The organism is Leptospira biflexa serovar Patoc strain 'Patoc 1 (Paris)', from assembly GCF_000017685.1.
Lineage (GTDB): Bacteria > Spirochaetota > Leptospiria > Leptospirales > Leptospiraceae > Leptospira_A > Leptospira_A biflexa.
In genome coordinates, this window is sequence record NC_010843.1 from 147737 (window position 1) to 160930 (window position 13194).

The following is a 13194-nucleotide window of genomic DNA, read 5'->3' on the forward strand; positions in this document are numbered from 1 at the left end:
AAAAAATCTTGCCAAAAGGTTTCTGTAAACCATCCTTTTTGCATAGTGAATTCTAAATTAGCAGCAAAAATTTTAGTCGTTGATGATAACGAAACCAATATGGAAATCATCACTCATATTTTACTTGGACAAGGATTCGAAGTTGCCGTTGCGTATGATGGTGAATATGCCTTAGAGCTTGCTGAAGTTTTAGATTTTGATTTGATTTTACTCGATATCCTTTTGCCAGGGATCAGTGGTCTTGAGGTAGCCAAACGATTATTATCGATGGAACGGCATAAAAATACCCCCATCCTTTTCCTTTCTGCCTTAAATGAAACGAGTGATATAGTCAAAGGTCTCGAGACTGGTGCTGTTGATTACATCACCAAACCTTTTCAGGAATCGGAGATTTTAGCACGAATACGAACCCATCTCAAAATCAAAACCTTAGAAAAAGAACGAATTGATTTATTATATGCAATACAAAAAGACTTGGAACTTGCAAAAGCAAACCAAGAAAAATTGGTAACGTTTCAATTCCCCCCTTCTCCACATTATGAAATTTTTACTTCTTATAAACCAATGGATTTAGTTGGTGGAGACCTCATTACCTATGATGTTTTGCCATCGGGAGACTTGGATATTTTATTTGGAGATGTAACAGGCCACGGAATTGCAGCTGCAATGGTTTCACTTATGGCCATCATCACCTTTAAAACCATGAATAAGTCTTTTTTATCACCTAGTGAATGTTTGTATTGGCTTCACAATACCTTAACTCCACTCATTAGTACTCATTTTATCAGCGCTGTTTATATACGCTACCGTGCGGAAGAAAACCTATTATCATTTTCAATGGCGGGGCATCACCATATGTTTTTGCTGCGAAACCATCAAATCAAAAAACTGGGAACAAAAGGATTTTGTCTGATGATGTTTCCAGACCTTCTCAACACAAATAACGAGGATATTGTATTACAATCAGGTGACCGACTGTTTCTATTTTCAGATGGTATGTTTGAAGTACCCAATGAAAAAGAAGAATATATGGGTGACCAAAAATTCTCTGAGATCGTTGAAAAAAACATAGAACTCCCTTCCCAACAATTATTAGATTCCATTTCCGAAGAGGTCCTTCGTTTTTCTGAAGGTAAAGTTGCAGATGATATGACAATGTTGTTATTAGAAGTGAAATGATAGATCAAATCATCGCAATACTGATCGCTTCCACTCTCTTATTTTATGCATACTTCTATCATAATGCTTATAGGAGAGAAAAAAAACTTAGGCAAATATTATTTCGCAAAAATTTAACCAACGCTGAAGAGATCGAACGCGTTATTCGTGAAAAGGAAAAACAATACCAAGATATTTATGATACGGCAAATTCGATCATCATTCGTTGGAGTCCAGATTTTCGAATCCACTCCGTAAACCCATATGCAGAAGAATTTTTCCAAATTCCAAAAGACCAAGTAGAAGGTAAAGATTTAGTAATAGATTTGTTTCGAATTCAATTTGAAAAATCCAATGAGATCAAATCATTATTGTGGAATATTTTCCATAGACCTGAACAAAATATACGCCAAGAATTTGATGTGTTTGTTGGACCAGACGACAAACGGACTGTTACATGGTCCAATCGCATTTTAAAAAATGAGTTTGGGTATCCTTATGAAGTTTTGTCCATAGGGATTGATATCACGAATCGTAAGATTGCAGAAGAAAATTTGATGAAATCTTATGAAAGGATATTGGACTTATATAACAATGCACCATGTGGTTACCATTCCCTTGACAAAGATAATATTGTAGTTTCGATCAATGATACAGAACTCGATTGGTTGGGATACTCACGTGAAGAAATTGTTGGTAATTTTAGAATCAACGATCTATTGACTCCTAGTAGTTTTGAAAAATTTGAACAGATTATTAAATCATTCCCACATGAAAATTTAACAGGTGTAGAATTAGAATTTATACGTAAGGACAAGTCTACTTTTTTTGTAAGCTTAAATTCTATACCAACATTTGATAAAAATGGTAACTTTGTGATTAGCAAATCAACTGTCTTTGATATCACGGACAGAAAGATCGCAGAAGATAAGTTAAACGACTACTCACAAAAAATCCAGTTACAAAACAAAAGGCTCCAAAAAGCAGTGGAAGCGGCCATCAAAGCAAACCAATCCAAGTCTGTCTTTTTTTCCAAAATCACACATGAATTAAGAACTCCCTTGCATGCCGTGATTGGATTTTCGCAAATTTTAGGAAAAGATCCCAATTTACCGGAACATTTAAAAGGATTCGTCAATTCATTGTATGAAAATGGAGTCCATCTATTAGGAATGATCAACGATATCTTAGATCTGTCAAAAATTGAAGCGGGTAAAATGACAGAATCTAGAGAAAAGTTTTCCCTAGTCCAATTATGGGATACCTTGTTTTCCATGTTTTCTTACCGGTTTGCTGAAAAACACATCTTATTTGAACTCATTCATCCTGAAACCATAAAAAATCAGTATTTCGAAGCTGATTTACAAAAGATTAGGCAAATTTTGGTGAATTTGCTTGGCAATGCTTTAAAATTTACGAACCAAGGGTTTGTGAACATGGAAGTCAAAATCAAACAAGGACTAGAACCTAATATTGATTTGGTGAGTTTTATTGTAAAAGATACTGGAATTGGAATCCCAAAAGACCAACTCCACTCTATTTTTGAAGCCTTCCAACAAACAGAACAAGGAAGTTCTTACCAAGAAGGGACAGGATTAGGACTTTCCATATCACATCAGTTAGTTGATTTTTTAGGTGGGACGATCCAAGTTGATAGTGATACCAATCAAGGTTCTACTTTTATATTTGAATTGCCTTTACTTCGAATCGAAGAAATTCCAACCCAAATCCTCCAAAAATCAAAAATTGGACCAACCAATTCCAAAGAAGTTTGGCAGGTGACAAAAGTCGATGATAAGGAAAAAGAATTTGTACAAACATTTTTGAATTCAAAAGAAAATCCTTTTAAAAATGAAATATTAAAGATGATCAAAATTCAAAACTTTGGTCAATTATTACAATTACTTGGCACGATCCCTTATGAAGACAAAGGGAAAACAATTCTGTTAGAAAAAGTCAAAAACAAACGATATAAATTTTTAATCGACCTAGTCCAAACCTCTACAAGCTAAAGGATCATTCTTTTTTCGTTTTGATGTCAATTTTTTGGTATTGTTTTGATTTTAAAATATCTGTTACCGCAACGAAGGTCCCGAACTCGGTATGTTGCTCCACTTCCAGGCTCACGCTCGAATTTGGATCAGAATTAATCTCTAAGGTGTTTGATAATGTTTGAATATCCATTTTAGTATCATTTTGATACAATTCACCATTCGATTTGATTTGGATTTTGATCGTATGAGTTTCATTACCAAATTGATTTGTTTTTGATTTTGGTAAATCCAATGAAATATTGGATGTTGGTTCAGTGAATGAAACAGCTAACATTAGAAAGATGAGAAGAATAAACAAAACATCAATCAAACTACTGATATCAATGGATGATTCTTGTTTTGGTTTTCTGACTTTCATTGGAGTTTGGTATGGTCTTTGATGATCAATTCAGAGATGTATCGAATTTTGTTTTCAATCACTCTGTGAAAAAACAATGAAGGGATAGCGACAAGTAATCCAACAATGGTAGTGTTCAATGCATCTTTGATTCCACCCGCAAGTATCTCTAAACTTACCTTCCCTTGCGCTTCCATTTCACCAAAGGCGGTGTTGATCCCAATCACAGTTCCGAGTAATCCGAGTAACATGGATAAGGAAGCAATGGTGGGAAACCAGCTAGCGATTCGTTCTAATGGAGAAAAAAACAAATCCAATTCTTCTTCATTTGGCAGATTGGGGAAATAGGTTTTTCTTGTTTCCTTCCGTTCCAAATTACGAAAACCCAAGAACAATCGAAAAAAATATGCATAGGAAATCAGCGAAAAAGCAAAAAGAAGAATAAAAATCAAAATTGCGGGAATTGAAAATGTCCAATTCATGGATGTATTGACCTCTATGAACCAATACAAACTGCCTTCCCAAGAAAAGAAACCGGAATATGTAAGAAAGAACTTTGATGGGATCGCCAAAGCCTATGACAGATTCAATGATTGGAATAGTTTTTTCCTCCATCGCCTGTGGAAAGATTGGGTGGTAAAAGAAGCCAAAAAAGCCGTCCCTGGGGCAAAATCGGCGCTTGATCTTTGTTGTGGCACAGGAGACATCACATCCCGGCTCTCTCAAGATCCAAATTTAGAAACCGTAGTTGGACTTGATTTTTCTGAACAAATGTTGTCATTTGCCTTCCCCAAGGTGAATGGGAAAAGTCATGTCAACCTCCTTGTGGGAGACGCCATGGACTTAAAACAATTTAAGAACGAAAGTTTTGACATCGTGACCATGGGTTTTGGCCTTCGGAATGTCTCTGATTTAAACAAATGCCTATTAGAAATCAAACGAGTGTTAAAGAAAGGGGGAGTGTTTGTGAACTTGGATGTCGGGCGAGTGAGGCCAAAATTCCTTAAATTCTTTGCTGATGTTTACTTTTTCCAAATTGTCCCGCTCTTTGGGTATTTACTTTACGGAAAACAAAACGAAATGTTTGATTACCTACCTCATTCTTCCAAAAGTTACCCTGACCAAGAAACTCTGGCTCAAATATTAACAGACTTGGGTTTCCAAGAAGTCCGATTTCAGAATTTTGTGTTTGGAAATGCAGTGGCTCATGTCGCCAAAAAGGGTCTTTGATGCTTTTTTAAGCAATTATGTCTGATCGAGTGGGAAACTTGTACTTTTTTTTGAATTCTGTTCGTACATCTACCCAGAAATCCCATGGATTTCCCTAATTTTTTTCAAAAGAACGTTGATTATTTTCAGTATTTGTCGTTTAATCCCCTATACAGGTAGGAAAAAAATATGAATCGATGGATCATTCTTTTGGTGCTTCCTCTATTTCTTGCGGATTGTTCCAATAAGAAAAAAGGAATGTTATTACTCCCCTTTTTAGGGCTCGGAGACGGCGCGACACAAGCGACAACTGCATCTGCAAATGACGGAGATGGAACCTTTACAGTTGTTGGACTTGAAACCACTGACCCAAACCAAGTGGCTACCCCAGAAACTAACTCTGGCTCGGGTGACACAAACACTTCGGAAACACCTTCCGTTGTCACACCGACTCCCACTCCACAAGCGCCTCCAACGCCTGCACCAACCACCGTAAACAATGAAACGACTACCACTGTCGTTGACCAAACAAACGGTGAAGACTTTAATTTTGAAACCAATATTACCGTTCCCGTCACAGTGGTGGTTGAAAATGAATCTGGTCCTGTTGTGAACGCTCCAGTGACTGTAACCGAATCTGTGACTACGGGAGAACCTAACGTAGTGGGTGTAGGAACGACTGATGGAAATGGATCTGTAACGATCCCAATCAGTGTCCCTCCCACAGTCGTCACTGTTGATATCAGCATTGTTGGTGTGAACCCAACGACTGGTGAAGTGGAAGAAATCGTAGGATCAGCTCCAGTACAACAACCTGCGACAGGATCAGAAGGAACTGTTGTTGTGGCACCTGTTATCAATGTGGATACAACCAATTTCCAACCGGTGAATGGTTGTGTGCAAGCGGTTGACTCTGATTGTGATGGAATTGCTAACAATTTTGATGAATTCCCAGATGACCCAAGCCTAGCAGCCATTGCTCGGTCTGGTCGTTACACAATTGCATTTGAGGACATGTTCCCTTCTGCAGGAGATGCTGACTTAAATGACCACTCAACAGTATTTAGCACTGAGATGGACAAAACTCCATCAAACAAGGTTAAGACGATCCGTGGAACATACACTCACGTTGCAAAGGGTGCAGGTTACAATCATGAGTTGAGACTATCACTTGATGTTCCAACCAATGCAACTGTCCAAGTGAGTTATGTGGATGGACAAGGAAATCCTTGGAATGGATGTGCTTCCGCATCTAAATACACTGCAAACACGGCAGGAGATTGTACTGGCGGAACACTCACATCTGTACAACTCAAACGAGGGGTATTACTCCTCCCAAGCTCAGACAAAACATTGTTTGGTAGTAAAAACGCTCCAAAAGCTGGATCCACATTTACTATCAATGACTTTGTTCGTGGTGTAACAGCGCAAGTAACAATTACATTTGAAGAACCAGTGGATTTGAATGCTACGAAAAACCTAGTTGGGGGTCACCTTAACTACTTCCTAGCCATCAACCAAAAAACAGATGGTGTGTTTAGACAAATCTACCGTCCAGGTTACTTCAAAGATGCAAAAGGAAAAGATGCATTCCTAGATAAAAACGGTTTCCCTTGGGCCATCATTGTTCCAGGTGTATTTAACCACCCAACAGAAGGAGATGACATTAGAAAACCATCTACATCTGGTTATATCTTCTTCAATTCTTGGATGCATTCGAAAGGTGTGGCACATAAAGATTGGTATTTACATGTAGACCAAATCCCTGCGCCAAACAGACCTTCGTATGTAGTCCGAGTGAGTGACTTCTACACCGACAATGGTTTTACCGCATACCTGATCAAAGCAGTTCGTAAAAACGCTTTGGAAGTATCGGCAAGTCTCATCGTTGTAGGGGCAGCATTAGGTTTTCTCATGAAACGCAAAATGGGAAATCCAAAAGCCGCTTAAAAACAAACCTACCTTCACAAAAGAAATCCTTCCTCCTAAACCTAGGGGGGAGGATTTTTGTTTTATGGCTTCCCTCTTACGGTTCGCTGACCCAGATTATTTTTTAAACGGAACTTTTTTTGAAGACCTAAAAAAGGATCACCCCATTCTCGTTGACCCACTTTGGCAAGGGACTTCCCTTGAGCGGCAACTTAGCGATTCCCCTCTCCCGAAACAATCAAATCCTCAAACCTTCAGTTTAGTCACTTCTGGATCCACTGGTTCTCCCAAAATGGTTTGGAAACATTGGGACGAAATCCAAAAGGAAGTGGATGTCTGGCTTTCCGAAACAAATACCCAATCCTTATTCCAAGATGTCGAAGAAATCCACGTCCAGGTGCCCTTATGCCATCTGTATGGACTCCTCTGGGGGTATTTACTTCCAAAAGCCTTGGGCATTCCCATCGTGATGGGACAATCCAAAACCGAAACACCGGCCAAACTTTCGATCACTTCCGCACCCCAATTGCAAATGGCAGTCACAAATGCGTTTGCACTACCAGAACGAGCCATTGTTTCAGGTATGAAATTCCCAGTTCCTTTGGCGCGTGATTTACGTGAATTAGGTGGGATTTCCCTTCTAGAAATTTATGGATCTACGGAAACCGGTGGGATGGGTTATCGTGATCCACTGAGACAAAACCGATTTATTTTTTTACAGGAAGTTCAAATTCAATTCCAAACATTCGGTGAAGAAAATGAACTTCTGGTAAAAAGTCCATTTGTCTCAAAACATTACGATACCTTCGAAACCAATGAATGGGTATCCCATCATTTGCCAGCAAATTCATATTATGCGACAGGAGATTTAGGAGAAAATTCAGATTTAGGATTTTATTTAATCGGCAGGAAAGATCGTATCATCAAACACAAAGGGAAACGAGTTTCTCTCGATCGAGTTGAATCGGAAATCTTAGGGTTACGTTTGGAAGGTCAATTTGTTTGTGTGCCTGTCCATCATGAAAGAGGAGACACGATTGGATTGTTTACCGATTCTCGACTGCCAATCGATCATCTCTACCAAACCTTACGAAACGAATTGCCTGATAGTCATGTCCCTCGTGTTATCCTTAAGCAAAACTCCATTCCTAAACTACCCAACGGGAAACTTGATTACCAAAGCATTACCAAACTCTGTTTGAATGAATATATAAAACAAATTGCGACCAAAGACAAAGAGAAACAAACAATCCAAATCAATTCCGAGACAACAGTAGCTGAAATTTTGTCCTCGATTTTAGGATACATTCCCAAACCAAATGATCATCTGATTTATGATTGTGGGATGGATTCCATACAATTTACAGAAATGTTCTTGAAATTAGAAACAAAAATAGGAAGTAAAATCCCCGAGGAAGACAAACAAACTGGGTTTTTTGTGAGCCTTTCTGGGATGGAAGGGTATTTGAAAGACAAACTGTATTTACAATGAAGGGAAAGGGTTTTTGCGACCTTCCCCTCATTTTTCATGTATACTAAGTTAGTTTTGTGATTATCTGAGTTTGACAAAAATCCAATTGGAATTGGTCCCTTTGTCATGGTAGAGATGGATCACAACATTGGTTGGTTTCATTTTGTAAGTGAATACATAATTGAATGCGATGTCCAAATCTCCCGAAATCATCCCTTCTTTAAACCTTCCATAGAAGATTCGGTTGTTCGTACAAATAGCCACTTCCGTAAAAAAGTTTTTCCCTACGGCTGTTTGGATGGGAACATTGGCAAGTTCGGATTCGTATTTGTTATACAATAAAATTTTACCCGACTCGTCTACTTTGACAATTCCAAACGGGTATCCGTCAGCTTCCGCTTGTGCCAAGGTACCGAGTTTTCCTAAAATATTTGGGTCTATAAATTTGCTCATTAATTTGATTCCTATCGAATGTTTTTATGTTTCGTATTCTGAATACATTGAGTTCAATTGTTCTTCCATTCCCTTGATGAGTGCAATCACCTCAGAAATCGAACTGGTTTTCGTCTGTTCGAACAAGGACTCTTTTTCTGCATATAAATCAGAGATTTGTTCCTCAATCGAATCCAACTCTATAGAGTTTGACGATTGGCCAGAGGGATTTGCCACAGAATTTTCTTTTTCTGCGTATAAGTCTTCCACTTGCATCACCAAATCTTTTGTGACTTCGATGAGACTTGTCACATCTTCTGCACCTCTGACTTGATTTCGCACCAATTCATTGATCCAGTATATGACAGAATTTTGTGATTTCGCTTTCTCTAATCGCAAACGTTCGGAAAGCGGATAGTGTTCTTCAATTTCCCTTTTCGTGAATATCATAGTCTAATCATTAGATGGAATGATTCGTCAAATTACTGCATAAAAAAGTAAATTTAATAAAAAATTTAGGAAACCCAATGACTTTAGAACAAAATCGGAGTGAAAAAGAGAGAGTATTTTCCCGTTTGGTTTCGAACGATTCTACCAATTTTGGAATTATGTTTGTTCTTTTGGCCATGATTGGAAGCCAAATGTATTTCGGACAAATCCTAGGAAATTACCAATTCCCAATCTTCATTTTCCTTTTCATAATATTCGTATTCTCTTCTTTTCGAATGATCCAGAACAGGAAATTATTAAAACAATACTTTGAACCAAATGCCATAGGAGTAGACCCAATACTAATTCTCTCTGGTTTAGGAATTGATATCTATGGGTATTCAGAAAACCTCCTTGTTACTTGTTCCGATTTACACAAACGGCTTGATGCCATTGGTGATCATATCACAGATTTGAATGTTAAAATCCAAACAACTGGTAAAGACATCGATCGAGTCTATCAGATTGTTTCACAACTTGCTTCCGAAGAGGTCAAACTCATGGAAGCTGTTGGAAAAACTTCAGAAGAAATCAACATCATGTTTGATATTGTAAACATTGTGATTGCAGAAATCCAAAGTCGGAATGAGACCATGGAAAATCTAGTGAATCTCAGTCAAAATGGTAGGAAAAAAGTAAACGATACCAATACAACGATCCAAAGGATCAGTGAATCTTCGGGGAATATTTTGAAGCTCATTGATTTTATCAATGGAGTTTCCAAACAAACCAATTTGCTTGCCATCAATGCTGCGATCGAATCTACCCATTCAGGTTCCGAAGGGAAAGGATTTACTGTCATTGCCGATGAAATCAAAAATTTGTCCACAATGACTGCCAATAACGCAAAACAAATCTCAAAAATTTTGAATGAAAATGTGACCGATTACAAACGAGCCGAAAAATTGGGTATGGAATCGGGTGATGCGTTCCAATTCATTGCAGGAGAAATCCATGTGGTTCACGGAACCATTGCAGAAGTTGTACAATCCATCCAAGAGTTAAAATCAAGAGGGGGTGCCATACTATCCAAAGCAAAAACATTGGATGCTGTTGCTGAACGAGTACGAGATACATCGGGGGAAGTGTATGGAGAAATTGTCACAATCAATGCAAACTTGGACGAAATCCAAACCTTGTCCAACACGATCCAAAATGAATGTGAAGAGATCCGCTCGGCCCAACAAGCCATCTTAAAAACAACAGAATTTCTAAAATCCCAAATCCAAAACATTCATCACCAAACAGACCAATTGTTACTTGTATAAACTGGAAAAACAATAGACCGAATGTTCTACTGTTAAAAAAATGGAGGAATGAGAAATCGAGAAATTTTACTAACCTACCAAGTGAATCCTTTGTGGAAATTTTTAGAAGAAACTTATGGCTTCGAAGAGGCATTCCGTATGTTCAAACCATATGAGGGTGCAAACATCCTTCCCAAACTCATCGATCAGAATACAATGGTAGTATCGATGCCTCTCATCGTTTCGAATACAAATTATGTTGGAACACATTTTGGTGGTTCCCTCTATTCTATGTGTGATCCATTCTTTATGTTTTTACTCATGAAAAATCTTGGAAAAGATTATATGGTTTGGGACAAAGGAGCTAAGATTGATTTTGTCAAACCTGGCGAAGGTACAGTCACTGCGACCTTTCACCTTCCCGATTCTGAATTTACCGATATCAAAACAATCCTTCAAAAAGAGAAAAAAACGATCCGAACATATGAAGTAGAAGTTGTCGGTGAAGACGGAAAAACCGTCGCAAAAATTTCAAAGGATTTGTACATACGAAGGCTTAGGTAATCCAATCTTTCCTTCCTTCTTTTGAACTATGTTTGGACCAAGGATCTCCGTATCCTTGTTTCCACTTGGCCTTCGATTAAAATTGAAGCCTTCCGTAACCATCAAATTGCGATCTTGGCAATCGGAATTCCAATTTGTATCGGGAGCGGATCTGAACATAACTTGCACCCTTCGGAGCTTCTCCCGACCAATTGTAACCATTTTTAGTGTCTGTAAACACTTCCGATTTGATTCGATTTCTATCTGCATTCAAAAAAGTAATTTCCACCAGTGTTGATTTGGAACTGGTTTCTAAAAAGATACGACCATTCCTTAGTGTTGCCGTTTCACTCATTTTCCATTCCCAAACCCTCCCATGAAATTCATATTCATAGTTAGGTGACTTAGGTGGAATTGAATAAGCGATTTGATAGTCTTTTAACTTCTGTTTTCGAAATTCAGAACCAATGCCATCTTCTAAAAATTTCTGTGAATCAAACAAAGTGTAATTGAGTGAGAACCCAATGGCAAGGATGAGAAGTAAGGGAGAAAACCAAATGGTCTTTCTGTACTTGTCGAAACTTGGAGAAAAACCAGTTCCCTTTTCTCCAAGAAATAACAAATAAAAACAAACAAAGGCACCATCGGAATTTTGGATTTGGACTCCAAATAAAAACGGGATGAGGAGTAATATGGATTGTTTCCAAAGCCCTCTTTCCCATAAAAAGATCCCAATATAATACAAAAAAATACAGGTCCCTAAAATTCCCAATTCATATAAAATCCAATGGTAAAATGTGGGAGGGAAATCAACAAACGGAATGTTGGAATTGGAATTAAGATGGGAAGGAGAAAGTAAATACAAAGGAAAGGAACCAATCCCACTTCCCATCCATGGATTTTCTTTGATCCCGAGATTAGCAATTTTGATGAGTTCGTAACGCACTAAATCTAGGTGTTGGAATGCTATTCCGGGATTGTTTGGGAAGGCCTTTATAAACAACATCACTCGTTTTGCTAAATCCACGAGATACCATTCTTTCGAAACCAAACTAATTCCATAGAGAATTAAACAACCGAACGCTGGTAAGACGGCATATAGTCCGATTCGCGTGAGGATTTTATTTCTAGCAGAAACGATCCATAAATCCGTCGTGAGTTGGATGAATCCAAGAGAAAGAAACACTCCCCAAATGACCCAAAATGCTTTTCCTTGTTTCAAACCAAGCAACGTGATTACAATCATGGAGAAAATAAGAAGAAACAAACTAAAACGTTCTTTTGATTTTCGCCAAATATGAGTTAACTTTGTGGTCCATAAAAAACCGATCACTGGCAAAATCCAGGAAGCAGATCCAGAATCTTGGAAAAGACCTGTGCTACGACCTGCACTCACACTCAAGTGAGTTCCTAATGAGAAAAATTCCAAACTCCATAAAGATTGGATGCACATCACAAGGATGTTCAATCCAAATCCTAAGAATAGGCCAAAACGAATTTGTTCCGACAAACTATCCTTAGATGGTGTGGGCATAGATCGTTCTTCGGAAAAAAAATACAAAACCACAAGTATGATGGGGATCAGGATTTTACAAGAAAGGCCCATTGCTTCACGGGAAGAAAGGTTTGGATAATAAAGGAATTCTTGGATTCCGAGACTTGTGAAAACTCCCATCCCTTGGAATTGTAAAAAACACAAAATGACCAAACAAAATAGGAAAAATAAAAAACCGAAGTATGTGGAATACCAAATCTGTAAATTGGATTTCCCTGTAGGGTTACGGATCATCCAATCGGTGATGATTTGTTCGGATTGTTTTGGTAAGGCTGTTTCATTTCTGCCAAGTAATACAAGTAAAGTTTCCCTCACCCAAATTCCAAAGATGGATCCAAGAAAAAGTCCAACCAATTGGTAGGAACCAACCATCGGGAGACCTGATAAATAAGGGAGCCTTACCATGGTGATGGCAGAAAGGCTTGTCCATACCCTCCCCCATTTTCGTTGGTAGAGTTGTGGGAAAAATCCAAAGGCAAATTGTAAGAGAAAGGAAGGATAAAAAAGATCTTTTGGAACTGGTTCCACATACCGGTGCAGGTTCCAAACGAGGAAACTGGTACTAAAAAAAAATACTAAGTCAATGAAGGGTAAAGAACGAAGCCGGTCTAAAAAACTCACGATAGAAAGAGTTTAAGGATGGGTATGGCGAATCAATAGTATTTTAGGAAAGGAAAGAGAATTCGGTGCTTGGTTTTTCGAAAAAAACTGGTTTGGTTCCTTCTGTGACTCGCAAGGTACGAATGATTCGGAACTTGGGAAGTGGTACC

12 protein-coding genes are annotated in these 13194 nt (G+C 38.2%); 7 read left to right on the forward strand and 5 right to left on the reverse strand.

The window, feature by feature from the left end; all coding sequences use genetic code 11:
- The first annotated feature begins 45 nt into the window (after nt 1-45).
- Both LEPBI_RS17815 and LEPBI_RS17820 read left to right on the forward strand, forming a co-directional pair.
- A complete protein-coding gene (locus tag LEPBI_RS17815; protein WP_187148109.1) occupies nt 46-1179 on the forward strand; it encodes a PP2C family protein-serine/threonine phosphatase in 1134 nt (377 codons plus the stop codon).
- On the forward strand, nt 1176-3170 hold the full coding sequence (locus tag LEPBI_RS17820; RefSeq protein WP_012476625.1) for a PAS domain-containing sensor histidine kinase: 1995 nt from the start codon (nt 1176-1178) through the stop codon (nt 3168-3170). Before LEPBI_RS17815 ends, LEPBI_RS17820 begins: the two co-directional genes overlap by 4 nt.
- 4 nt (nt 3171-3174) lie before the next feature.
- Here the strand turns inward: LEPBI_RS17820 and LEPBI_RS17825 are convergent, their stop codons facing one another.
- Complete coding sequence (locus tag LEPBI_RS17825) at nt 3175-3570, reverse strand: ExbD/TolR family protein (RefSeq protein WP_012476626.1); 396 nt, start codon at nt 3568-3570, stop codon at nt 3175-3177.
- The gene (locus LEPBI_RS17830; protein ID WP_049756024.1) at nt 3567-3938 is read right to left on the reverse strand and encodes a MotA/TolQ/ExbB proton channel family protein; all 372 of its coding nucleotides are present in this window, start codon (nt 3936-3938) and stop codon (nt 3567-3569) included. The genes LEPBI_RS17825 and LEPBI_RS17830 overlap by 4 nt, the downstream gene beginning before the upstream one ends.
- Before the next feature lie 109 nt (nt 3939-4047).
- Between LEPBI_RS17830 and LEPBI_RS17835 the strand changes: the two genes are divergently transcribed.
- The 3 genes from LEPBI_RS17835 (at nt 4048) to LEPBI_RS17845 (ending at nt 8179) form a co-directional block, all read left to right on the forward strand.
- On the forward strand, nt 4048-4779 hold the full coding sequence (locus LEPBI_RS17835) for a ubiquinone/menaquinone biosynthesis methyltransferase (RefSeq protein ID WP_012476840.1): 732 nt from the start codon (nt 4048-4050) through the stop codon (nt 4777-4779).
- A 168-nt stretch (nt 4780-4947) separates the two neighbouring features.
- Nucleotides 4948-6708: an LruC domain-containing protein gene (locus LEPBI_RS17840; RefSeq protein ID WP_012476629.1), complete on the forward strand. Its 1761-nt coding sequence runs from the start codon at nt 4948-4950 to the stop codon at nt 6706-6708.
- Between the two features lie 64 nt (nt 6709-6772).
- Nucleotides 6773-8179: an AMP-binding protein gene (locus tag LEPBI_RS17845; protein ID WP_012476630.1), complete on the forward strand. Its 1407-nt coding sequence runs from the start codon at nt 6773-6775 to the stop codon at nt 8177-8179.
- Nucleotides 8180-8239: 60 nt separating this feature from the next.
- Here the strand turns inward: LEPBI_RS17845 and LEPBI_RS17850 are convergent, their stop codons facing one another.
- Both LEPBI_RS17850 and LEPBI_RS17855 read right to left on the reverse strand, forming a co-directional pair.
- Entirely contained in the window at nt 8240-8611 is a 372-nt protein-coding gene (locus tag LEPBI_RS17850; RefSeq protein WP_012476631.1) for a PAS domain-containing protein, read from the reverse strand.
- Nucleotides 8612-8635: 24 nt separating this feature from the next.
- Nucleotides 8636-9040, reverse strand: a complete 405-nt coding sequence (locus tag LEPBI_RS17855) for a hypothetical protein (protein WP_012476632.1) — start codon at nt 9038-9040, stop codon at nt 8636-8638.
- Between the two features lie 77 nt (nt 9041-9117).
- Between LEPBI_RS17855 and LEPBI_RS17860 the strand changes: the two genes are divergently transcribed.
- Entirely contained in the window at nt 9118-10347 is a 1230-nt protein-coding gene (locus tag LEPBI_RS17860; RefSeq protein WP_012476633.1) for a methyl-accepting chemotaxis protein, read from the forward strand.
- A 48-nt stretch (nt 10348-10395) separates the two neighbouring features.
- A complete protein-coding gene (locus LEPBI_RS17865) occupies nt 10396-10890 on the forward strand; it encodes a YiiD C-terminal domain-containing protein (RefSeq protein ID WP_012476634.1) in 495 nt (164 codons plus the stop codon).
- A 76-nt stretch (nt 10891-10966) separates the two neighbouring features.
- On the opposite strand, the gene LEPBI_RS17870 is transcribed toward LEPBI_RS17865, so the two are convergent.
- Nucleotides 10967-13045: a hypothetical protein gene (locus LEPBI_RS17870; protein WP_012476635.1), complete on the reverse strand. Its 2079-nt coding sequence runs from the start codon at nt 13043-13045 to the stop codon at nt 10967-10969.
- Nucleotides 13046-13194: the final 149 nt, after the last annotated feature.